The organism is Rheinheimera soli (assembly GCF_031457405.1).
Lineage (GTDB): Bacteria > Pseudomonadota > Gammaproteobacteria > Enterobacterales > Alteromonadaceae > Pararheinheimera > Pararheinheimera soli_A.
On sequence record NZ_JAVDWR010000001.1, the window covers coordinates 326,175 to 348,600 of the forward strand.

At 46.9% G+C, this 22,426-nt stretch carries 19 protein-coding genes; 7 read left to right on the forward strand and 12 right to left on the reverse strand.

Annotation, left to right across the window (positions count from 1 at the left end):
* Position 1 precedes the first annotated feature (1 nt).
* The 7 genes from J2W69_RS01460 (at position 2) to J2W69_RS01490 (ending at position 8,084) form a co-directional block, all read left to right on the forward strand.
* Positions 2 to 1,117, forward strand: a complete 1,116-nt coding sequence (locus tag J2W69_RS01460; protein ID WP_310273846.1) for a glycosyltransferase family 4 protein — start codon at positions 2 to 4, stop codon at positions 1,115 to 1,117.
* Entirely contained in the window at positions 1,114 to 2,265 is a 1,152-nt protein-coding gene (locus tag J2W69_RS01465; protein WP_310273848.1) for a glycosyltransferase, read from the forward strand. The genes J2W69_RS01460 and J2W69_RS01465 overlap by 4 nt, the downstream gene beginning before the upstream one ends.
* A gap of 138 nt (positions 2,266 to 2,403) precedes the next feature.
* The gene (locus J2W69_RS01470) at positions 2,404 to 2,802 is read left to right on the forward strand and encodes an acyltransferase (RefSeq protein ID WP_310273850.1); all 399 of its coding nucleotides are present in this window, start codon (positions 2,404 to 2,406) and stop codon (positions 2,800 to 2,802) included.
* Positions 2,792 to 3,778, forward strand: a complete 987-nt coding sequence (locus tag J2W69_RS01475) for a glycosyltransferase (RefSeq protein ID WP_310273852.1) — start codon at positions 2,792 to 2,794, stop codon at positions 3,776 to 3,778. Before J2W69_RS01470 ends, J2W69_RS01475 begins: the two co-directional genes overlap by 11 nt.
* Entirely contained in the window at positions 3,775 to 5,235 is a 1,461-nt protein-coding gene (locus J2W69_RS01480) for an oligosaccharide flippase family protein (RefSeq protein WP_310273855.1), read from the forward strand. Before J2W69_RS01475 ends, J2W69_RS01480 begins: the two co-directional genes overlap by 4 nt.
* A complete protein-coding gene (locus tag J2W69_RS01485; protein WP_310273858.1) occupies positions 5,232 to 6,650 on the forward strand; it encodes a mannose-1-phosphate guanylyltransferase/mannose-6-phosphate isomerase in 1,419 nt (472 codons plus the stop codon). Before J2W69_RS01480 ends, J2W69_RS01485 begins: the two co-directional genes overlap by 4 nt.
* A 9-nt stretch (positions 6,651 to 6,659) precedes the next feature.
* On the forward strand, positions 6,660 to 8,084 hold the full coding sequence (locus J2W69_RS01490) for a phosphomannomutase (RefSeq protein ID WP_310273860.1): 1,425 nt from the start codon (positions 6,660 to 6,662) through the stop codon (positions 8,082 to 8,084).
* Here the strand turns inward: J2W69_RS01490 and J2W69_RS01495 are convergent.
* The 12 genes from J2W69_RS01495 to J2W69_RS01550 form a co-directional block, all read right to left on the reverse strand.
* Positions 8,059 to 8,832, reverse strand: coding sequence for a hypothetical protein (locus J2W69_RS01495; RefSeq protein ID WP_310273862.1), 774 nt, complete (start codon positions 8,830 to 8,832; stop codon positions 8,059 to 8,061). The two genes, J2W69_RS01490 and J2W69_RS01495, sit on opposite strands and share 26 nt — an antisense overlap.
* Positions 8,825 to 9,565, reverse strand: coding sequence for a tyrosine-protein phosphatase (locus J2W69_RS01500; RefSeq protein ID WP_310273864.1), 741 nt, complete (start codon positions 9,563 to 9,565; stop codon positions 8,825 to 8,827). Before J2W69_RS01500 ends, J2W69_RS01495 begins: the two co-directional genes overlap by 8 nt.
* The gene (locus J2W69_RS01505; protein ID WP_310273866.1) at positions 9,565 to 11,754 is read right to left on the reverse strand and encodes a GumC family protein; all 2,190 of its coding nucleotides are present in this window, start codon (positions 11,752 to 11,754) and stop codon (positions 9,565 to 9,567) included. Before J2W69_RS01505 ends, J2W69_RS01500 begins: the two co-directional genes overlap by 1 nt.
* Positions 11,754 to 12,281, reverse strand: a complete 528-nt coding sequence (locus J2W69_RS01510; RefSeq protein WP_310273868.1) for a polysaccharide biosynthesis/export family protein — start codon at positions 12,279 to 12,281, stop codon at positions 11,754 to 11,756. The genes J2W69_RS01505 and J2W69_RS01510 overlap by 1 nt, the downstream gene beginning before the upstream one ends.
* Positions 12,282 to 12,327: 46 nt before the next feature.
* Positions 12,328 to 13,509 carry an outer membrane beta-barrel protein gene (locus tag J2W69_RS01515; protein ID WP_310273870.1) on the reverse strand — a complete coding sequence of 394 codons (1,182 nt, stop codon included), beginning with the start codon at positions 13,507 to 13,509 and terminating at the stop codon, positions 12,328 to 12,330.
* Positions 13,510 to 13,519: 10 nt separating this feature from the next.
* On the reverse strand, positions 13,520 to 14,917 hold the full coding sequence (locus J2W69_RS01520; protein WP_310273872.1) for an undecaprenyl-phosphate glucose phosphotransferase: 1,398 nt from the start codon (positions 14,915 to 14,917) through the stop codon (positions 13,520 to 13,522).
* A gap of 375 nt (positions 14,918 to 15,292) precedes the next feature.
* The gene (gene trpA, locus J2W69_RS01525) at positions 15,293 to 16,093 is read right to left on the reverse strand and encodes a tryptophan synthase subunit alpha (RefSeq protein ID WP_310273874.1); all 801 of its coding nucleotides are present in this window, start codon (positions 16,091 to 16,093) and stop codon (positions 15,293 to 15,295) included.
* 10 nt (positions 16,094 to 16,103) lie between these two features.
* A complete protein-coding gene (trpB, locus tag J2W69_RS01530) occupies positions 16,104 to 17,321 on the reverse strand; it encodes a tryptophan synthase subunit beta (protein ID WP_233008954.1) in 1,218 nt (405 codons plus the stop codon).
* Positions 17,314 to 18,696, reverse strand: coding sequence for a bifunctional indole-3-glycerol-phosphate synthase TrpC/phosphoribosylanthranilate isomerase TrpF (trpCF, locus tag J2W69_RS01535; protein WP_310273876.1), 1,383 nt, complete (start codon positions 18,694 to 18,696; stop codon positions 17,314 to 17,316). The genes trpB and trpCF overlap by 8 nt, the downstream gene beginning before the upstream one ends.
* A complete protein-coding gene (gene trpD / locus J2W69_RS01540) occupies positions 18,689 to 19,720 on the reverse strand; it encodes an anthranilate phosphoribosyltransferase (protein WP_310273878.1) in 1,032 nt (343 codons plus the stop codon). The genes trpCF and trpD overlap by 8 nt, the downstream gene beginning before the upstream one ends.
* Positions 19,717 to 20,316: an aminodeoxychorismate/anthranilate synthase component II gene (locus tag J2W69_RS01545; RefSeq protein ID WP_310273880.1), complete on the reverse strand. Its 600-nt coding sequence runs from the start codon at positions 20,314 to 20,316 to the stop codon at positions 19,717 to 19,719. The genes trpD and J2W69_RS01545 overlap by 4 nt, the downstream gene beginning before the upstream one ends.
* Positions 20,313 to 21,893: an anthranilate synthase component 1 gene (locus J2W69_RS01550; RefSeq protein ID WP_310273882.1), complete on the reverse strand. Its 1,581-nt coding sequence runs from the start codon at positions 21,891 to 21,893 to the stop codon at positions 20,313 to 20,315. Before J2W69_RS01550 ends, J2W69_RS01545 begins: the two co-directional genes overlap by 4 nt.
* Positions 21,894 to 22,426: the final 533 nt, after the last annotated feature.

Below are 22,426 nucleotides of genomic sequence, written 5' to 3' on the forward strand. Positions count from 1 at the left end.
CATGAAAGTTGCAATCATTCACGATTGGCTTGTGGTCAATGGCGGGGCAGAGAAGGTTCTCCAGGAAATGATCACTTTATACCCTGGAGCAGACCTCTATACATTGGTTAATTTTCTGCCTGAAAAAGATGCTCAATGGTTAAATGGCTGCACTATCCATACGTCTTTTATACAAGCTTTACCCTTTGCCAAAAAACAGTACCGGCTGTATTTTCCGCTCTTCCCCATAGCGATAGAGCAATTTGATCTGTCCGGCTATGACCTGGTGATCTCCTCCAGTCATGCTGTGGCTAAAGGGGTGATCACAGGGCCAAAGCAAACTCATATTTGTTATTGCCATTCGCCAGCCCGTTATGCCTGGGATCTGCAGCACGAGTATTTACGGGAAGCTAAGCTGGACTCTGGCCTGAAATCTGTTTTGGCACGCTACTTTTTGCACAAATTCAGAATTTGGGATACCCGAACTTCAAACGGTGTCGACCTCTTTATCAGCAACTCAAACTTTATAAGAGCCAGAATAAAAAAATGCTATGGCCGATTATCCGAGACTTTGTATCCGCCTGTGGATACCAGCCGCTTTGGATTAAACGAGCACAAAGAAGACTATTATCTGGCGGCCTCCAGACTGGTTCCCTACAAAAGAATTGATTTGATTGTGTCAAGTTTTCAACAGCTTAAAGACAAAAAATTAATAGTTGTAGGGGATGGCCCTGAGATGAAAAAAATTGCGGCTTTGGCCAGTGGTTATCCAAACATTTCAATACTGGGCTACCAGGACGATAAAAGTCTTTTGTCTTATATATCCAAGGCTAAAGCCTTTATTTTTGCCGCTGAAGAAGATTTTGGCATTATGCCCGTCGAAGCTCAGGCCACCGGCACTCCGGTGCTGGCTTATGGCAAAGGAGGCAGTCTGGAAACTGTGGTGGATGGCGTAACAGGGCTATTTTTCAGCGAACAGTCGACAGCGAGCATCATCGATTGCATCCACAGATTTGAGCAAATGCCAGCCTCTTTTGATGCAGCGGCGATCCGCGCCCATAGTGAAACCTTTTCTAATGTCACCTTCAGAGAGAAGTTGAAATACCGCATTGAATTATTCCTGAAGGAGGCACGATGAAGATTTTGCATATTCATCAGGACTTTCCGGACGGCAGTGCTTATCCACATACCAAAGCTGTGCTGAATTTGATTGAAGCGGTCGAAGCAAATACCAATCTGAGCAGTTATGTGCTGTCGCTGCACAGAACCAGTAATCCGTTCCGGGTCTCTGTGAAGCCTTTTGAACGTGGCCTTAGTCTGGTGTATTTCTCCTTGCCTTTGCCTTATATCCATCGGTTTATGCTGTATTTTTGGGCCAGTTTGATCCGCATTTTTTACCTGAACAGCATGAAGTTCGGTCTTATTCATGCGCATAAATTAACCTCTGAAGGCCTGTTTGCGAAGCACTTAGCTGCTGCATGGGGACTGAAGTATTTGATCAGCGTGCGGGGTGGAACGGATTTCAGGTTTTACAGCAGAATACATGACTGTAAAAAGCTATTTGATCAGATCCTGAAAGGGGCACAAAAAGTCATATTTTTAACTCCGGCTGCTCAAAAAAATATGGAGAAACTAACTGGTTTTCCTTTAGCTAATTCAACCGTCATCCCTAACTTGTGCCGATTCAGTATGGCATCTGACAGTTCAGGGTCTGCCAAAAAGCAAAACAGCAGTATCGAATACACCACTGTGCTGAGCTTCCATCAGTACAAAAGAAAAGGCGTATTACCTCTTATCAGTGCCATAGGGCTGTTGAGAGACAAATTTCCTGCACTGCAGATCCGGCTGACTATCATAGGGACCGGGGATGATTCGGTGCTGAACCTCATCCAGTCTCATAGCGCCTCCCTGGGTTTGTCCGACCAGATTGTATTCAGTGGCTCCCTGAATCATGACGCTGTACTGCGTACTATTGCCGCATCGGATGCCATGTTACTTCCTGCTTTGGATGAGACCTTTGGTATGGCTTATCTGGAGTCCATCGCCACTCAGACGCCAATTTTGTATATGAAAGAAACCGGTATTGATGGTTTTTTCAGAGAGAACTTAATAGGGGTGTCAGTAAAAACGCAAGACCCGGAGGAAATTGCCAGAGCAATTTTAGTATTGATCGAAAAGAGGGATGAATTCCGCTTTCATATTGCAGAGCTGATCCGGTCAGGTTTTTTTAATATCTTTAAATCTGAGCATATTGTTAATAGTTACACAAATGCTCTTCATGGGTGAGTTATGTTTAAACTAATTTTATATTACATGCTGATATCAAAGTTGCCTTCGGCCAGGTTTGTTTCATTTTTTTGTGATTTCAGAGTCTGGTATCTGACAAAAATTATAAAAATAATTCAACCCGGTGGTCATCATTCTATGATTGGACCTGACTTATATATAGGCAATGGAAAAAATATAAAAATGGGTTCCGGCTGCCGGATCAATGAAAATGTGTACTTAGAAAAAGTAACCTTGGGCAATGATGTATTGATTGCACCTCATGTGTCCATTTTAAGCAGGATGCATGCTTTTGACCGGACTGATGTTCCGATCAGCCAACAAGGGTACAGCGAGGAGCTGGAGGTCATCATTTCTGATGATGTCTGGATTGGCCGAAATGCGGTAGTGCTGCCTGGAGTGACCATTGGCAGAGGCGCTATTGTTGGGGCTGGCGCTGTAGTCACACGTTCAGTGCCTGATTTTGCCATTGTGGCCGGTGTGCCGGCAAAAATTATTAGATTCAGAGACCCTGCAGGAGCAACTTATGTCGAATAAAATAGTGGTGATTGCATCAGCCGGTGGTCATTTGACCCAGGCCTTGTGTGCATGTTCAAAACTGGATGATTTTACCATCATCACCAACTTAAATAATCTGGTGGGTATTCCAAACAAAGTGATAGTGGTCAGATCCACTCAATTTAATTTCTTTGTTCATCTGCTGAACTTCTTTGTTGGCTTTTATTTGTTTGCCCGTTTAATGCCCAAAGTAGTGATCAGTACCGGAGGCCCCATCTTTTTACCTTTTGCTGTAGTGGCCCGTTTGTTTGGCTGCAAGGTTATTTTTATCGACACCTTATCCCGGGTAAAGGAATTATCAAATACCGGGAAAATGATTAAAAAACTAAAACTGGCCCATTATTTTATTTGCCAGTGGAAAGCCATGGCAGAAAAGTTTGATTGTATTTATTTGGGGAAATGTTTCGATATCTTATCGGAAAATGCGTACCCCAAAGATGAAGAAATTAATGTGGAACGGCCTTTAATCTTTGTGACTGTCGGCACCAATGTCTACATGTTTGCCCGGCTGTTTGAGTACATAGCCGCCATGCCGCTATATAAAGACCCTCGGGTCGACTGGGTGATCCAGTCAGGTCCTAATCTGATCCATGCCACAGCAGCCACTCATAGGGTGGTCAGTAATCTGAGCCGGCCTGATGTCGAAGATTATGTACAAAAGGCAGCGCTGGTGATCAGTCATTGCGGCATAGGCAGTATCAATTTAATGCTGTCCTACCGCAAAACTGTGATTTTTATACCCCGACTGCATGCTCAGAACGAGTTTTCTGATGATCACCAGCTGCAAATTGCTGAAGAGCTGGTGAATGACAAGTTTTACATTGTCAGCAATCAAAGGGACATGCCTGATATCAGCTATGAGCAGTTGGCCGCTACTAAAATCATTAAAACACCGGTAGATATAGTCAATTACAAGTTTGCAGAAGAAATCCGAAAGCTGGCTGGCAGTCTGTGAGCAGCCAATCTGGTCTGGAATTAAACCAGGCGATAAAACGCAGCTTGTTGGGCAAATACAGCCTTTATGCATTTCAGATTATTTCTATGGTGTTACTGGCCAGGTTGTTTGCTCCCGGCGATTTTGGCTATGTCGCTATTGTTCAGGTATTTATCACCCTGATGGTACTGATCAGCTCCACCTCCATTGTTCCTGCTGTGGTGTATTTGGATGATGTTTCGGTCAGTCAGCGCAATGGCCTGATGTCATTAAGCCTGCTGATGGGGTTGTTGCTGGCAACCTTAAGTCTTTTTGCTTTTCCATTGGTTTGCTTTTGGATTGGTATGAAAGACATGCCTTATGCAGCGCTTTTTATTGCTGTCACGGTATTTTTTGTCTGCCTGACGACGTCGCCATTGGCCTCATTGCAACGTGGTTCCAAATTTATCCTGATTGCACGGGCGGAGATCTATGCAGAAACAGTGTCTTTACTGATGTGTCTGGTGCTGTTCTACTTTTCCTATGGCTTTTATGCGCTGTTATTCAAAGTCTGCTCGCCTTTTGTGTTCAGATTTATGTTTTATTATCAGATGTCTGCGTTGACCGAAGTGGGCCGTCCGGCCTTAGGCCGCGACCTTGTGGTGTTTAAAACCATAGTGAGTTTTGTCAAATTTCAGTTTTTGTTTAATCTGGTCAATTTTTTCTCCAGAAATCTCGATACCATCATAGTGGCGAAATTTTTTGGCCTGAGTGTGACGGCCTTTTATGACAAGTCTTATCAGGTGATGCGTTATCCGTTGCAACTCTTTACCTTTGCCATTACGCCAGCTTTGCAGCCCACCCTGACTAAACACAAAGCCAATGTGAGTTTTGTAGCCTCAGAATTTTTGCGGGTACTAAGGCCACTGGCTTATTTAGGCCTCTTTGTCTCCATCGTTTTTTATAATGGCTCTGGCGCTCTGGTCTATCTTTTGTTTGGCCCGGGCTGGGAGGCGGTGGAACCCATTCTGACTGTGTTTTCGGTTTCTATTCCGCTTCAGATGGTGTTGAGTTCAACAGGGGCTATTTATCAATCCTTTGGTCAGTCCAGATTACAGTTTTATTGTGGGCTTTTTTCTGTTGTCACCACCTTCATGGCGATAGCAGTGGGGGCTTTTTATGAAGATATCCTGCTGCTGTGCCTGTTAATTGTCTGCTCTTTTGTGATCAACTACTTATTTTGTTTTTTTGTGATGTACCGTTTTGTATTTCAGACCAGGCCTGCTTATGCCTTCTACAAGGTATGTTTTTTAATCATGCTGCCTTTTGCTCTGTACAGTGTTGAGCCGATGTTTCCCTTGTCAAAGGCGGATTATCTGACCTCCATACTGCTGCTGTTGCAGTCAGCATTGTTATCGTTGGTCCTGTGCGTAGCAGTATTTGTTGGTCAATACGCATTGGATGTTTTGTACAGTAAGTCTGACAAGGAGGTTCTGTGATTTATCCTGTTATTGTTGCCGGCGGAACCGGCAGCCGTTTGTGGCCTTTATCCCGCAGCAATTATCCAAAACAATTTATCCCGCTTTGTGGTGAATACAGCCTGTTGCAGGAAACCTTGTTGCGGTTAAATGGCTTACCTCACCAGCCCCCTATGATTATCTGCAATGAAGAAAACCGCTTTATTACGGCGGAGCAGGTGAAACAGTTAAAACTGCTGAATACCGCTATTTTGCTTGAACCTGCAGGGCGCAATACAGCGCCTGCTATAGCGCTGGCCGCTTTTATAGCCCGGCAACAGGGCGAGGATCCCTTGCTACTGGTACTGGCTGCGGATCACCTGATCCAGAATGTTGCTGCTTTTCACACTGCAGTGACTCAGGCCACTGCGCTGGCAGAACAGGGCAAGCTGGTTACTTTTGGTGTTGTGCCTGCTCATGCTGAAACAGGCTATGGCTATATAAGGCGGGGGGAAGTGGCTGCTGATCTGTTGGGTGAGTCTGCTTATCAGGTGGCAGCTTTTGTTGAAAAGCCGGACCTGGCCACAGCTGAAGCTTATCTGGCCAGTGGTGACTACTATTGGAACAGCGGCATCTTTATGTTTAAAGCATCCTGTTATTTAGCTGAACTGAAGCTGCACAGGCCTGATATTTATCAGTGCTGCAGCGAGGCTGTGGCACAACTGACACAAGATCTGGATTTTATCCGCATTGATACCGAAGCCTTTAGCCGTTGCGCTGCAGAGTCCATCGACTATGCGGTGATGGAAAAAACCACAGATGCAGTGGTTGTGCCTTTGGACGCTGGCTGGAACGATGTAGGGGGCTTTGCCGCCTTATGGCAAATTGCCAGCAAAAATGAGCAAAATAACGTACTGCGTGGCGAAGTATTCCTGCACAATTCGCATGATCTGTATGTGCATTCTGACGACAAACTGATTGCTGTGGTTGGGGTGCAGGATCTGGTGATCGTCAATACCAAAGATGCGGTGCTGGTGGCTCATAAAGATCATACCCAGGACATTAAACATATTGTCAGCCAGTTAAAAGTGGCCAGCCGTCCTGAAGTGAATGTTCACCGTGAAGTCTACCGCCCCTGGGGCAAGTATGACTCTGTGGATACAGGACCGCGTTTTCAGGTCAAACGTATTAGCGTTAAACCTGGTGCCAAACTGTCTGTGCAAATGCACCATCACAGGGCTGAGCACTGGATAGTGGTGTCTGGTACCGCCAAAGTGACTATTAATGGGACTGAACAATTTATTACTGAAAACCAGTCGGTGTATATTCCTGTCACCGCTGTGCATGCGCTGGAGAATCCTGGAAAAGTGCTGCTGGAACTGATTGAAGTGCAATCGGGCAGTTATTTAGGTGAAGACGATATAGTGCGTTTTGAGGACAGATATGGCAGAACTTAAGGAGGCAAGATGGCTCACTTCATCAGCAGCACACTGATCCGGCAAAGCTCAGTACAGTTTGGTACCAGTGGCGCCCGTGGCCTGGTGGTCGATTTTACGCCAGAGTTATGTTGTGCCTTTACGCTGGCTTTTATCAAATTACTGCAGCAAAACCATGATGTGCAGCGTATAGCTCTGGCCATAGACAACAGACCCAGCAGCCCTCTGATAGCCTCCTGGTGTGCCGCCGCTGTGCAGAAGTTGGGGCTTGAGCTGGATTATTATGGGGTTATTCCTACGCCTGCTTTGGCTTACGCCGCTATGAAGCAGAGCATAGCGGCCATTATGGTGACAGGCAGCCATATTCCTTTTGACCGTAATGGTCTGAAATTTTATCGCCCTCAGGGTGAAATTACCAAGCAGGACGAACTGCAGATGCTTGCTGTTGAGGTGCCATTCAGCCTGCCTGTTTGTGCGGCAGAATTGACGCTGAACCCTGCTGCTGCCCAAGACTATAAACAACGTTATCTGGATTGGTTTCCACCGGATCTGGCTAAAGGCATGACCATAGGCATTTATGAGCATTCCAGCGCTGGACGTGATATTTACGCTGAGTTGCTGCAGCAGTTAGGGGCTTGTGTGATCAGACTGGGGCGTTCAGATCACTTTGTGCCTATAGATACCGAAGCTGTGTCTGAAGAAGATGAACAAAAAGCTGTGTTGTGGACTTTGGAACATCAACTGGATTTGCTGTTTTCTACCGATGGCGATGGCGACAGGCCTATGGTTGCGGACGAAAAAGGCCGTTGGCTGCGCGGTGATATACTGGGTTTGCTGGCTGCCAAAGCGTTAAAGATTCAGGCTTTGGCTGTACCCGTCAGTTGTAATACCGCCATTGAACAGTCTGGTTGGTTTTTGCAGGTACTGCGAACCCGTATTGGCTCGCCTTATGTGATTGAAGCATTCGGTCAGTTAGAGCAGTATCCGGCTGTGGCAGGTTTTGAAGCCAATGGTGGTTTTTTACTGGCCTGTGATTTACAAAAGCAGGAAAGACGTCTGACTGCTTTACCGACACGAGATGCGATTTTACCTTTGCTGGCCTGTATTGAGCTTGCCAGAGGCAGAGCTGTGTCAGAGCTGTTATCACAATTACCTGCACGTTTTACTGCCAGTCAGCGCATCAGCAACTTTGCCACAGAGCTGAGTCAGCAACTGCTGAGCAAGGCAGCGATGAACGCAGAGCATTTTGTCTCTGCGTTAGGGCTGGATACAAAAGTGCTGTCTGTTGATACAACAGATGGGCTGCGTGTAACTCTGACTAATGGCGATATAGTACACCTGCGCCCTTCAGGCAATGCGCCTGAGCTTAGATGTTATGCGGAGTCTGTATCTGAACAAAAAGCCAAAGCGTTGGTCGGGAAAGTTCTGGCTAAAGTGCTTGCGTTGATTCTGTAACTTTAAGACAAAAATCTTTTTGGATGCGTTGTTGAATATCTGCTGGAAAGTTGTTTTTATGGGCGGTCAGATAAGTGCAAGCCGCCTGCTGTTGTTTTGCCTCTTTGACCATGATCCGGGCTTTGCTATGCAAAGGGTAGCCTGTCAGCACTACGGCTTGTAAGGCCAGCAGAGTTTCTGTTTTTTGCGTTGGGTTCAGGGCATCCCAACGCAAAAATCCGACGGCTAACTGACGTAACAAGGTTTCCGGCATATAAGGGCCGTAACGTTTCGCCAGTTGTAATTGCTCAAAAGCTTCAGTGAGCCGAAACTGAGTTACCGCCAGATAATAAGCATAGTCTGCGTAGGCATTGGGCCAGTTGGGTCTGATTTTAATGGCTGCCAGATAATACTGCTCAGTTTCTTCCAGTTCTTTGCCTGTCATAAAACCTGAGTACCAGCCCCATTCATTGATTTTTGCTTTGGTTAACAAATAATGCGGATGTTTTGGGTGCAACCGGATGGCCTGATCGATAGCACTGCTTGCGTGCTGCCAGCTGTCCTGAGTTAATAAATCAGGCTGCTCTGACCAAAGCTCTATAGTGTGATTGGCTTTAAAATACCAGACACTGGCAAGTCCGGTCGGCGCTATATGCCAGACGCAAGCTGCCAACAGCAGCAGGGCAGGGAGAGCCAAAGCCCGGCTTATCGTGCTGCCAAAACCTGGAACTTTTAGCCTGTCGTCTGGCAAGAGGTCAGCTTCAGGCATAAGTATCTTCACTAAAATGGATCTGGCTGATCGCTTTAGGGTTTTCAATAACCAATTGCCGGGCGTAGTCATCACCAAAAAGTGAGGTGATAAGGTGCCGGGCTTCGGCCAGCTTAGGGGGACGGCGGTGCAGATTGTGACTATCGGTAGCCACTATATGAAATGCCTTTTGACGCAGCAGCTCAAGCGCAGTCTGCTGACTGCGCTCTCCCATATCACCCAGCACTGAGCTGGCGGTTAACTGTAGTAAACAGCCCAAACGCCTGAAGGGCAGCAATTTTCTCAGATCCGCTTGTATTTCCCTGTTCCGCTCCGGATGAGCGATCATCGGCAGTACATTTTTAGCCACTAACCATTTCACTAAGCGATCTGTGCCTGTGGGTATATGGCTGTGCGGGAACTCCAGAAGTAGCACCTGATAGCCCTGATATTCGCCCAGATAAGGTAAGGCCGCGGCTTCCACCCAGGCCGGCAGTTCTGTACATAAACGCACTTCTGCAGCTGCGGCCAGTTGTACTGTCAACTGATGATCCCTGGCCAGTTGTTGTAACTCAACCAGACCCTGATGGATCGTGGCTTTGGTGTTGTCAAAATGGCCAGGGTTGATATGGGGTGTCATCACTATATGGCTGATGCCATTGTGTTGAGCCAGCCGCAGCAGGCAAAGTGCCTCTGCTGCGGTTTGGGCACCGTCATCCAGACCTGGTATTAAATGACAATGCAGGTCATACATTAGTTTGTCTCATTGCTATGGTAATGCTCGTAGCCGTAATGACTGTAATCGCCATAACTTTGCGTCATTTTTTTCATATTGACTTTGTTCAGTATCACACCACAAAGGTTATTTTCGGTTTGCAGCAACTTGGCTATGCCGCTTTGTACTGCAGTGCCGCGGGTTTGATCGGCCGCTACTACATAAACCACTGCATCCACCTGCTTGGCAATCAATAAAGCGTCACTAACCGCCTGCACCGGTGGGGTATCAATAATAATTCTGTCGTAGCCTTGTGCCAGCTGTTTTAACAGTTCAGCAAAGCGGGGAGAGGACAGCAGCTCCAGTGGATTGGGTGGCACGTTACCAGCTGGTAATACACTGATCCCTGATTTTTCGTCCAGTACAATACAATCCTCAAGTTGTTCACGACCGGCAATTAAATTGGCCAGACCTGGCTGATAGGCTGGTAAACCAAATCGTTTGGCCAGCGAGGGCCGACGCATATCGGCATCAATCAGCAGTACTTTTTCCATCTGGCCAAAAGCAAAAGCTAAATTAACAGCAGCCGTAGACTTGCCTTCGGATGGCACTGAAGAGGTTAGCTCAATGAACTTCATGGGCTTGTCCAAAGACAACAACGTCAGACTGGTTCTGATACTGCGAACTGCTTCGGCATATTGTTTTTGCTGCTCAGAAAAAAAACTGTATAACGGCAAATCCTGGTGTTTTTTATGTGAAAGTTCAGGCATAAAACCCAGAGCGCGCTGGCCTAAATGGTTTTCTACATCATAAGGCGATTTAATGGTGTCATTTAGCGCATCCAGAGCAAAAGCCACCAGTATGCCAAAGCCTAAAGTGGCGATAAAAACCAGCATAAGGATCAGCTTGCGTTTGGGCGCGACCGGTTCTGTTGCTGTCACCGCCAGATCGGTAAAACGGGCTATAGCTGAATTAAAATCACTGGTCACCTGGGTTTCTTTTTGCCGGGCTAAAAATGTTTCATACAGCTGGCGGTTGGTGAAGACTTCACGTTCCAGCCTCTGATAGCTGGTTTCTTTTAAGCTGACATCCTGATACTGAGTTTTGGCTTTTGAAAGTTCTGCTTCCAGCGAACTGACATTCTCCTCAACAGAGCGGGCTTCATTTTCAATACCGGCAATCAACTTTCTGATCTGGCCATGCAGATTGTCCTGCACAGCTGTCAGTTCACTTTGGGCTGCCATCAGTTTAGGGTGCCTGGGGCCATAAATTTTTGACAGCTCTGATACCCTGCGTTCTGTCAGCACCAGTTGGGTTTTTACATCCTGTACGCCTTTATGTGCGGTAATTTCCGGCAGACTTTCCAGTTGTTCCATATTGTTGATGCCATACTGGCGTATCACCCGGATAAAGCCGTCAATCTGAGCTTTGCGTGAGCGGGCTTCGGTTAATTCATCCGATAACCTCGCCAGCTCTTTTGCGCCTAAACCGCGCACACCTTCAACATCAATCAGGCCTTCTTTTTCGCGATAGGCTTGCAGTTGTGCTTCCGACTCGTCCAACTGGATACGTAATTCAGCTAAACGACTTCCAAGCCAGCTGGATGCTCTTTGAGTAATGCCGAGTTTAGCTTCGAGCTGGCTATGGATATAGGCTTCACCGACTGCGTTGGCGACTTGCGAGGCCAGCTCTGCTGAAAAGGTGGTAAAGCTGATTTGTACCAGCTGGGTTTTTGCAATAGGGTTAATGTGTAAACGCTGTTGAAATTCGGTGATCAGCTTTTCTCTGGCTCGAAACTCCATTTGTTCTGCGCTGAATTCAGTGTTTTTTACCGGGATAAAAGGCAATAACTCTTGCAGCGTACTGACTAAACCTGGCTCTACAACAAAATCAGGGTGGTCTTTTAAATTCAGTGTATCCACCACTGCTTCAGCTATGGACCGAGATTTTAGTATGGCAAACTGAGTCAGGTAATACTCTTGCTGGCTGGAGTTCATGCCATAAATTTCTTCAATAGACACAGCTTTTGCCTGCTGGCTTTCTATCAGTAAAGTGGCTGTGGAGGCATATCTGGACTGGATATTCAGCACCACCAGCACAGCCAGAATACTGACAAGCACGGCCATGCTCAGAATGCGCCATTTATTAATATTGATGATCGAAATGTATTTTCGCAGATCAAGCACAGTCTGCTGGGGGGAGCCCGTTAAATCCGTTAAGGCTGTCATTAAAAGAATCTCTGATCAATGGTAATGGTATCGCCTGCATTCACTTTAGTGTTCAGGGTTGCGTTTTTTTGCTGGTTTTTACTGGCTTCACGGGTAATAAATATTTTCTCCTTTGAGGCCCTCTCCGTCAGGCCTCCAGCCAAAGCCACAGCCTGATTGACTGTCATGCCGGGTTTGTAAGGGAATCCTCCCGGTATTTTGACTTCGCCATGAATAAAAAATGGCCGGTATTCCACCATGCCAACAAAGACATTAGGTTCAATAAAAAAATCGCCTTTTAAGCCGGTGTAAATACGGTTTTCCAGCTGTTTGATGGTCAGGCCTTTAGCGGCTATTTCACCAAGAAAGGGGTAGTTGATTTTACCGCTGTCGGTCAGCTGTGTTTCTATTTTGAGTTCTTCTTCACCGTAGACCTGGATAATAATTTTGTCGCCAGGACCTAACAGATACGCCACATCATCCTGGGCATTCACCCAGGACGAGAAGCTCAGACACAAAGTAACCAGCAGTAATGCGAGTTGTTGCATGAATTTAGCCTGCTATTGAGTTAATAGATTCAGTTAATAGATTAAGTTAAAGCGAAAAGTTGAAGCTGATGCCTGTGATGTTGCGATCAAATTCTATACCCGGAACAGAGGAGGTTTTGTCTGTCATAGTGGTAAAAAAAGTGACATCAATAAAGCGGCGAAACGCATATTTTACGCTGGCTGTATAAGCATCGCCTTCATCTTCGCGGCTGACGCCGACATAGTTTTCTTCCATTCTGTTGTAGTTCAGCTGGGTTTGAACGGACTCTGTCCAGTTATGGGTCCACCCCAGTTGGAAGGTGGTTTCCTTGACGTAATCTCCGTCTTGCAACGGATCTTTGGCCCTGCGACCCGTACCAAGGTTAAAATGGCTGTAGCTAAAGGGCGACCAGTTCGCATTCATTGCCCAGGCTAAACCACTGAAGTCTTCACGGCTGCTGTCATCAAATTTCTTATTCTGATAACCAATTTTGATGTCACCCGAGGTGATGGAGGTGATTTGCCATTCAGCACCCACTTTGACATGGCTATCTTTGCTGTCGCGTGTCGCTTGTGGGTCAACTAAGTCGTAGCTGATATCCTCAACACTGCTTTGGAAAACAGCAGTGGTGCCAGATTGGGTGTCGTAATAAAAGTGAACACCGCCAAGCAGCGAGTCGTAGTCACGGTACTGCGTCACTTCGTGTTGGTTCATATACTCTTTGTTGTAGTATTTGGTGCCGAAACGTAGCCGGGCCGGAGCCATTGTGCTGCCGTATTCATAATAACCAGAGGCAGTTTGGGTGTTAAAACGGGTCGGCTGGTCCTGATCTGTATTCAGGCCTTCGGTAATACCTGTACCTCTGTCTTCATGGCCCCAGACTAAGTCGGCTTTAAGGTTTATTTTGCTGTGTTCCGACAAACTGGTGTCAAACAGGCCGCCCAGCAAGACATCGGTGAAATTATCGCCACTGCTGTCAAAATAAGTGCCGTTAAAGGCCGCAGCGCTGAGTTCTGTTTTGCTGACGCCATCGTCCAGTACAGCCCTGACTGAAGGGGTCAGGGTAAAAATCCAGCTCTCTGTTTCGTTACTACTGCTGCTGGCGATATTGTTATCGTATTTTAAGCCACTGCTCAGAAGCGGTGTAATATCGAAGCCCGACTCGGTCTGAATAGACTGTGGATCGACTGCAAATGCGTCAATACTGGCACATGCCAGTACTGTCATCATAGTTAACCTTGATTTCATAATGCGTCCTTTAATAAACGTTCTTTCCTGTAAAACCGCGGAAAAAGGTTAAAAATACAATTTTTGTATCCCACCACAATGACCAGTTTTTGATATACGTCAGGTCAAATTCGACACGCTTTTCCATCTTCTCTAATGAATCTGTTTCACCGCGCCAGCCATTGATTTGCGCCCAGCCGGTAATGCCTGGTTTCACTTTGTGTCTGAGCATGTAAAAGGCGACCAGCTTTCGATACTGTTCATTGTGGGCAACAGCATGTGGGCGAGGTCCCACAACAGACATTTCACCTCTGAGTACATTGATAAACTGCGGTAACTCGTCCAGTGAGGTGCGGCGCAGCATGGCGCCTAAGGGCGTTATTCTGGTATCGCCTTTTTTTGCCTGCACCACATGGGCGCCATTGTCCTGCACTGTCATGCTGCGAAACTTGAACACCCGGATAGCTTTGCCATCCAAACCGTAACGATCCTGTTTAAACAACACAGGACCACGGCTGGTGATTTTGATGGCTGCTGCTATAGCCAGCATAGGAATGGCCAATAATAACAAGGCGATAGAGCTGACTGTGACGTCAAAGGAGCGCTTTAACCAGTCATGGGCACCATAGTAGGGCGACTCAAATACACTTAAGGTTTCGACATCACCTATAGTGCCAAGTCGTGCATGCATCAGGTTGTACAGCAGGAAATCAGGCACTATGTGCACATCGACTGTGGTATCGCCCAGGCGCTGAATAATGTCTGCAATACGCTTATCTGCGGATAAAGGTAAGGTAATGTAGAGTTTGTCGAAGGAACCCTCGCGGGCGGACTCGACGCATTCGTCAATTTTCCCAGTGATGGTTTTACCGCATTCAGGTAGACGATCCACTTCTCTGTCGTCGTACACATTACAGAATTGCAGTCCAAGTTGCGGTCTGTTGGTCATTTCATCAATCAGGCGTTTTGCATTGACGGTGCAACCAATCACTGCCACACGGCGCAGATTGTAGCCATTTTTATGCAGGGTATTTTTCAGGAGCCTGGCAGCGATACGCCAGACTGAGGTGTAACAAAAAGACAAAGCAAACCAGCCGACTATCACCACTCTTGAATAGTCTGCGGTACTTTTTAAGCCAAAGGTAACCAGTTGCATCAAACTAAAAGCGACGAATAAACACAGCATGACGACAGCTATATTGCTGGTCACGCTGCTGATCCGCCAGGAGCGATACAACTGAACCGACTCTGCCGTATAGAGATAAACGGCCATGACAGAGAAATACAACATAATGTAACTGGTCGTCACGACCTCGCCATATAACTTCAGGCTCAGGTATAAGGCTGCGCCTATAGCGATGACGTCTAAAAACCTGTTCAGGAAGCCAAAACCGCTGTCTTCCTTTTTGAAACTTGTGGGCGTGTTCATAGCTACATCCTGTTAACCACCCTTAGAGGCTGACTGTCTTAGGGTGAAGTTGCTGTAGCAAAAAAATAAAGCAAGAAGTTATTGGCTTCATTTTTTGCCATTCCAATGACTGTGATCACAAGTCTTCACCGCCACCATACACAGCCAAATCTGACAACTGTGTGCGCAGCCGCACACAACTGAGCCTTTCCCCTGTGGATCCCGATCGTGGAACTGGGGTGTTGAAGCTAAGACTGTTGATTCAGGAGAGTTTTTTTGGGCAGGGTGTAACTGAAATTATTTAAGACGCAAAAAGTATGTGCAGAAAGCACAAAGCCCAGCTATGGCCGGGCTTTGTTTTTGCTTTTGATCTGCTTTTGACTGAGGTTGGGGGGATCAGGTGGCTGCTTTCATCTCACGCACAAAAGTCGACAGTTCACTGAGTAAAGTTGCGGGCTGATGTTGATATTTTTCAATAATTTGCACTATAGCCGAACCTGAAATCGCACCTGCTGCACCACTTTCGATAGCCGCTTTAACATGCTCTGGTTTGGAGATACCAAAACCCAAAAGCGTAGGGGCTGCATTGTATTCTTTCAGCTGATTAATCAGTGTGCTGGCAGGCATAGTGGCCTGAGTTTCAGTGCCTGTAACACCGGCTCTGCTTAGTAAATAGGTGTAACCACGGCCATAAGAGGCCAGTTCACGTAAGCTCTCGTCTGTGATATTCGGCGGCGCAATAAAAATAGGCGCTATGTCATGTTTCATTGCTGCATTTCTGAATAACTTGCTTTCATGAAGTGGCACATCGGCGATCAGAATAGAATCGACACCAGCTTGCTGTGCTTGCAGATAGAAGTTATCTATGCCTTTAGCCATCACCAGATTGCTGTACAGCAACAAGCCAATAGGAATGTCTTTATGGTACTGACGAATACGGCCAATCAGCTCAAAACACTGAGCAGGAGTGACGCCTGCAGCCAAAGCACGAATATTGGCGTTTTGGATCACCGGGCCATCAGCTATAGGGTCGGAGAAAGGAATGCCCAGCTCTAAAGCGTCGGCGCCTGCATCTATTAAGGTTTTGATAATGTCAAAAGACAGCTCAAGACCAGGATCGCCCATAGTGACGAATGGCACAAAAGCACCTTGTTTGGTATCGCTAAGGCGGCTGAATAACTGCTGATAACGTTGCATAAAAATCTCCTTAGCTGCGCTCTGCCATGTTGTTAGGTTTGATATGGGCTTCGCCAATAATTGAATAGACGTGGTTTAAATCTTTGTCACCACGACCGGATAAGTTGACTAAAAGCACCAAAGGTTCTGTGGCGGCAGCTGCCATTTTTAGCGCATGAGCTAAAGCATGTGAGCTTTCAAGCGCTGGAATTATGCCTTCGGATTTTGCCAGATGCTGGAAAGCCGCTAAGGCTTCATCGTCGTTAATAGCCACATATTCGGCGCGGCCTATGCTTTGCAAATAAGTGTGTTGTGGCCCTACAGCCGGATAGTCTAAACCTGCGGAGACAGAATAGGATTCTTCAATCTGACCATCTTTGGTTTGCATAATAGCGGTGTAAGCGCCATGCAAAATACCAAAGCTGCCTGTACTTAAGGCTGCGCCATGTTGATGGGTTTCAATGCCCATACCACCTGGTTCAATGCCAATTAAGCGCACGCCTTCTTCTTTAATAAAATCAGCGAACATACCAATGGCGTTGGAGCCACCGCCGACACAAGCCAGCACAGCGTCCGGTAATTTACCTTCAGCTTCAAGAATTTGTTGTTTGGCTTCTTCACCAATCATTTTCTGGAATTCGCGCACTATAGTCGGGAATGGGTGAGGGCCTGCCGCAGTACCTAATAAATAATGGCTGGTGGCATAACTGCCTGACCAGTCACGCATGGCTTCATTGACTGCATCTTTTAAGGTGCCAGAGCCTGCGGTCACAGGAATAACAGTAGCGCCCATCAGTTTCATGCGAAATACGTTGGGTTGCTGACGGTCAATATCTTTGGCACCCATATAAATTTTGCAGTTCAGGCCTAATAAAGCGCAGGCCAGAGCTGTAGCCACACCATGCTGACCAGCACCGGTTTCGGCAATAATGTCTTTTTTGCCCATACGTTTAGCCAGCAAGGCCTGACCTAATACCTGATTGGTTTTATGGGCGCCACCGTGCAATAAGTCTTCACGTTTTAAGTAAATTTTTGCCAGCGGGTTAGGGGACACATTACGGCATAAAGTTAAAGGCGTAGGGCGTCCGGCATAGTCTTTGAGCAGCGCCTGAAATTCGGCAATAAAAGCCGGGTCTTGCTGCGCGTCAACAAAAGCCTGTTCCAGTTGCACTAAAGCGGGCACCAGTAACTCAGGCACAAACATGCCACCAAAATCGCCAAAATAAGGGTTTAAATTTAATTTAGTCATGACTGAATTCTCTGATGTTCACAAAAGCCTGTTGAATTTTGCCCGCATCTTTGATGCCGGGAGCGGATTCGAGGCCTGAATTAAGATCCACGGCCAGTACCTGATGTTTCAGTGCTGCAATCACATTGTCCGGATTTAAACCACCCGCCAGCATCACCTTTTTATCCAATAATTGTTCGTCCAGTAACTGCCAGTTAAATTGCTCTCCTGTACCACCTGGTTGCTCTGGATGATAAGCATCCAATACATAACGGTCGGCGTAGCGTGTCAGCTCTGGCAGCTTGTGTTGCACGCGGTAGGCTTTCCAGATCTCCGTATTTTTTGGTAATAAAGGCCGCAGTTTTTGTAAATACAAGTCGGACTCATCACCATGCAGCTGCACTGCAGCCAGTGTTAAATCCCGTGCTGTTGCAGCCACAGTGTCTGCTGCTTCATCGACAAAAACCCCGACATAATGCAGTTGTGGTGCGCCTTGTTGCACAGCTTTAGCTTGTTCGATGCTGACAAAGCGTGGTGATTTTGGATAAAAAATCAGGCCGCCAAAATAAGCACCAGCGCCATAAGCTGCTGCACTGTCTTCAGGGCGGGTTAAACCACAAACCTTATGTTCACCACGAATTAAAGCGCGACAGGCATTGGTTAAATCAGGCTGCGCCATCAAGGAGCTGCCTACCAGATAAGCATCGGCTACTTTAGCCAGTTGCCTTACTTGCTGTGAGCTGTAAATGCCTGATTCGGATACGATAGTGATCCCCTCCGGGATCAGACGCGCCAGCCGGAAACTGGTGTCTAAGTGGGTATCTAAAGTACGCAAATCACGGTTATTAATGCCAATCAGTTCTGCACCTAAAGCCACAGCACGCAGGGTTTCGGCTTCATTGCTGACTTCGGTCAGTATCGTCAGATTTAAGCTTTTGGCGACTTTAGCCAGTTCCAGATACTCCAGATCGTTTAGCACTGATAACATCAAAAGCACAGCATCAGAGCCCTGCAAACGGCCAAGGTAAATTTGATAGGCGTCGATAATAAAATCTTTATGCAGCAGAGGCTGATTTACTTTAGCTCTGACTTTCGCCAGATAATCGTAACTGCCCTGAAAAAATTTCTCGTCGGTCAGCACAGAAATACAGTCAGCATATTTGCCATAAGCGGCACAAATTTCGTCTAAATCAAAAGGGCTGCGAATTAAACCTTTGGAAGGCGACGCCTTTTTGCATTCCAGAATAAAACGCGGGCCTTTTTGTTGCAGCGCTTTTAAAAAATTACGCTGGCTGGGTTGCACCAGCTCCTGAAACTGTTGCAGCGGCAGCTTTTGCTTACGTTCAGCCACTTCCAGTTTTTTATGATCGATAATAGTGGTTAACACATTAGCCATGACTAAGTTCCCTTAACTGCGTCAATGTCGAAAAAGCCTGTCCTGAAGCCAAATGTTCAAGCACAGATTGGGTCAGCTGTTTTAAATTTTTTTGCTCTTTATATGCACCACTGATATGCAGCATGGCAGCTACATTAGCCGCCACTGCCTGGTTGTGTGCTGTTTTGCCAGTGCCTTGTAAAATAGCCAGCGTTGCCCTGGCATTGTCTGCCGGATTGCCCCCTTCAAGCTCGGCTAAGCTGACTGAAGGTAAACCAAAATCTGCGGCTGTCAGTTCAAAGTGCTCAACAGCACCTGCTGTGGTCACAGCGCTGACGTTAGTCACACCATGCAAAGCAATTTCATCACAACCACTGCCATGCACCACCCAGGCTGCTTTTACACCCAGTTGCTGCAGCGCCTTTGCCATCACAGGCGTTAAAGTCGGATCGTACACCCCCAACAACTGATAATCAGGTTTAGCCGGGTTAATCAGCGGCCCTAATAAATTAAAAATGGTGCGGCTTTTCAGTGCTGTACGCACCGGCATCGCATGCTTAATACCAGCATGATACAAAGGTGCAAATAAGAAGCTGCTGTTGCATTGACTAAGGGCTTTGGCTGCTGTTGCCGGGCTCATCTGAATGTTAATGCCCAATTGCTCCAGCAAGTCGGCAGAGCCTGACTGGGAGGATACGCTTCTGTTGCCATGTTTGGCCACAGGCAATCCCATACTGGCCGCCACTAGTGCTGCGGTGCTGGAAATATTAATGGTATTAGAGCCATCGCCGCCTGTACCACAACAATCTATAGCGCCAGCAACACTAGCCGGAAATTCGGTGGCGGCAGCGCGCATAGCGGCGGCAGCACCTGCTATTTCATCCGCTGTTTCGCCACGCATTTTCAGCGCAACCAAAAGTGCTGTTAACAATACAGGTTCCACTTCGCCTTGAACCACAGCACTAAAAAAAGCGTGGCTTTGTTCAAAAGATAAAGCTTCAGCTTTCAGGCTTTGCTGCACCAAAGCTAAAATTGGCTGGCTCATATTTTCGCTCCTGCGTTTTTCATTAAGTAGTCCAGACTTTGCTTTAGCAAAGGCTTACCTAAAGTAGTCAGAATAGACTCAGGGTGAAACTGGTAACCCAAAGCCTTATGTTTTTCATGCACTATCGCCATAGGAATATGCTGGTAGGCTGCTATCACCTGCAGCGAATTGGGGACTTCTGTCGCCATTAACGAATGATAACGCGCCACAGGAAATTGTTTAGGTAAAACGCCGAACACCGGGTGATCACTCAGTTCAATAATAGAGGTTTTACCATGTACGGTCTCGCCAGCCCGACCGACTACACCGCCATAATGCTCCACTAGTGCCTGATGGCCTAAACAAATACCGAGCATCGGGAATCTGCCTGCACAAAGCGCTATCAATTCAGGCATTGAACCGGCTTGTGCTGGTGCGCCAGGGCCTGGGGATAACAGCAACACCACAGGCTGTTGTTCCTGCTGCATTTTTTCAAAGATATAAGCAGCAGGCACCGTATTACGGTACAGCTTTAAGCTAAAACCTAACTGGGCTACTTCATCGACCAGGTTGTAGCTGAACGAATCTAAATTATCTAAAAGATACACAACACTCATTGCGCCGCTCCTGCAGACTGAATAGCGTTAATCACGGCCTGAGCTTTGCTGCGGGTTTCATCCGCTTCGGCTTGTGCCACACTGTCGTACACCACACCTGCGCCAGCCTGAATATAAGCCATGCCGTTTTGCACATAAGCCGAGCGAATGACAATACAGCTGTCAAAATCGCCATTGCCTGCTAAATAACCTACAGCGCCACCATAACTGCCACGGCGTTTTTTCTCGACACCACGAATAAGCTCTGCTGCCCGTACTTTAGGTGCGCCCACTAAAGTGCCCATATTCATACAGGCCTGATAGGCATGAAGTGCATCCAGTTCAGGTTTTAAAGTACCGACCACACGGGAGACTAAATGCATCACGTAAGAATAACGGTCTACTTTTAGCAGCTCTTTAACATAACGACTGCCCGGCACACTGATGCGGGCTACGTCGTTACGGGCTAAATCGACCAGCATTAAGTGTTCGGCTTTCTCTTTTTCGTCCTGACGCAGCTCCAGCTCAATACGGCTGTCTAAATCGCGGTCTATGCTGCCATTCTCGGCAAAACCACGGCGGCGAGTGCCTGCTATAGGGTAAATTTCTACTTGTGCTGTGGCCGCTTCATACTTCAAAGCCGACTCAGGAGAGGCACCAAATAAGCTGAAGTTTCTGTCCTGCAGGTAAAACATATAAGGGCTGGGATTTTGTTGTTTCAGTTTGGCGTAGGCCGCTTGTGGATCAGGGCAGGGCAAACTGAAACAGCGTGATGGCACCACCTGAAATACATCACCTGCCACTATGTTTTGTTTTAGCATTTCGACTTGAGCGACAAAGTCGGCGTCGTTGATATCTACTTTGACTTCCACTTTGGCGGCTGGCTCTGTTGCAGTTGTTGTATTAGTTGATTGCTGCAATAGCTGCTGCAGCTCTGATAAACGCTGACCTATCACAAAATACTGTTGCTGGGCTGCCGCGCCACAAAACACATTTCCAATCAAGCGGCTATTGCCTGCCTGATGATCCACCACCAACAAAGTTTCAGCCAGATAAAACAGATAATCAGGGCATTGGTTTTCAGCAGTCGGCACTTGGGGCAAGTCTTCTACCATAGCCACTAAATCGTAGCCTATGACACCACCTAAAAAAACTGCCAGTGGCTCGTCGCTGTTGTTCTGTAGTTGTTGTTGCAGTAAACGCAATACAGTCAGTGAATTGGGCAGCAATAAACGGCTTTCTTCATCCAGCAGTGGGTCAGCTTTGGTAAACTGCACTCTGAGTTGGTTGGATGACAAATCAAGTTCTGCTTTGCCTTGCAGCAAAGACGCCAGATAAGGCAATAAGGTTTTGCCATTATCGGTTAAAGCTTCAACCTGAACCTGTAAGCCGTTGCATTCAATACGTAAAGCCGCATCAATCAGCATCAGGCTTTTTAAGCTGTTTTTGCTGTCAATTTCTGCCGATTCCAGTAACAGCGCCATTTGGCCCTGGCTGGTTAAGGCTCTGAAGCTTTGCAGCGGATCAGGCTGAATACTCAGCGTCTGACTAAAGCTGGCGACTTGCCCTGTGGTACTGGTGATTTGCTGTAAGTTCATGGTTTTCCCTAAAAAGTGTTAAAAAAAGCCCGCGTTAAGCGGGCTTTTTGGCTGTATTCGGACAATAGTTGTCCGGCCCGCTAAACAGGAAATCGCCACCAGTGCCAACGTGTTACTTGAGAATTCATTATGATTTTTCCTGTATTTAAATTTCTACAAAGCCCACCGAAAATTGCTCCTGCATTTTCGGTGTACCGTCCATCCATGCACATAAAAACAAAAAGGCCCGCATCTTTCGAAACGGGCCTGGTTTTATAGCGAATACAACGCCTCCACACGCCCGTTAAGGAGTATGCCACCACCAAATGTGAGTTTGAGTTGTTGTCTGAAATTGCATTGGCTATAAATCCATTGTTGTACTTCATCTTGAAAACGCCTCTATAAAACCCTGAATTCAAATGGCCGTCAAGCCCTGTTTGGTTATAACAGTAAATAAAAACGTATAAGCGGATAGAAGGCTAAAAGCTGTGGCCAGTTCTGGCTTCAGAAAATCGAGCCTCCAATGTGCTTTTGTGGCACAATGACGGCCGTTT

Bases quoted from the DNA above. Each gene is read 5' to 3' on its own strand.
- J2W69_RS01460 (WP_310273846.1), top strand. From the start codon at position 2: ATGAAAGTTGCAATCATTCACGATTGGCTTGTGGTCAATGGCGGGGCA.
- J2W69_RS01465 (WP_310273848.1), top strand. From the start codon at position 1,114: ATGAAGATTTTGCATATTCATCAGGACTTTCCGGACGGCAGTGCTTAT.
- J2W69_RS01470 (WP_310273850.1), top strand. From the start codon at position 2,404: ATGATTGGACCTGACTTATATATAGGCAATGGAAAAAATATAAAAATG.
- J2W69_RS01475 (WP_310273852.1), top strand. From the start codon at position 2,792: ATGTCGAATAAAATAGTGGTGATTGCATCAGCCGGTGGTCATTTGACC.
- J2W69_RS01490 (WP_310273860.1), top strand. From the start codon at position 6,660: ATGGCTCACTTCATCAGCAGCACACTGATCCGGCAAAGCTCAGTACAG.
- J2W69_RS01495 (WP_310273862.1), bottom strand. From the start codon at position 8,832: ATGCCTGAAGCTGACCTCTTGCCAGACGACAGGCTAAAAGTTCCAGGT.
- J2W69_RS01500 (WP_310273864.1), bottom strand. From the start codon at position 9,565: ATGTATGACCTGCATTGTCATTTAATACCAGGTCTGGATGACGGTGCC.
- J2W69_RS01505 (WP_310273866.1), bottom strand. From the start codon at position 11,754: ATGACAGCCTTAACGGATTTAACGGGCTCCCCCCAGCAGACTGTGCTT.
- J2W69_RS01510 (WP_310273868.1), bottom strand. From the start codon at position 12,281: ATGCAACAACTCGCATTACTGCTGGTTACTTTGTGTCTGAGCTTCTCG.
- J2W69_RS01515 (WP_310273870.1), bottom strand. From the start codon at position 13,509: ATGAAATCAAGGTTAACTATGATGACAGTACTGGCATGTGCCAGTATT.
- J2W69_RS01520 (WP_310273872.1), bottom strand. From the start codon at position 14,917: ATGAACACGCCCACAAGTTTCAAAAAGGAAGACAGCGGTTTTGGCTTC.
- trpA (WP_310273874.1), bottom strand. From the start codon at position 16,093: ATGCAACGTTATCAGCAGTTATTCAGCCGCCTTAGCGATACCAAACAA.
- trpB (WP_233008954.1), bottom strand. From the start codon at position 17,321: ATGACTAAATTAAATTTAAACCCTTATTTTGGCGATTTTGGTGGCATG.
- trpCF (WP_310273876.1), bottom strand. From the start codon at position 18,696: ATGGCTAATGTGTTAACCACTATTATCGATCATAAAAAACTGGAAGTG.
- trpD (WP_310273878.1), bottom strand. From the start codon at position 19,720: ATGAGCCAGCCAATTTTAGCTTTGGTGCAGCAAAGCCTGAAAGCTGAA.
- J2W69_RS01545 (WP_310273880.1), bottom strand. From the start codon at position 20,316: ATGAGTGTTGTGTATCTTTTAGATAATTTAGATTCGTTCAGCTACAAC.
- J2W69_RS01550 (WP_310273882.1), bottom strand. From the start codon at position 21,893: ATGAACTTACAGCAAATCACCAGTACCACAGGGCAAGTCGCCAGCTTT.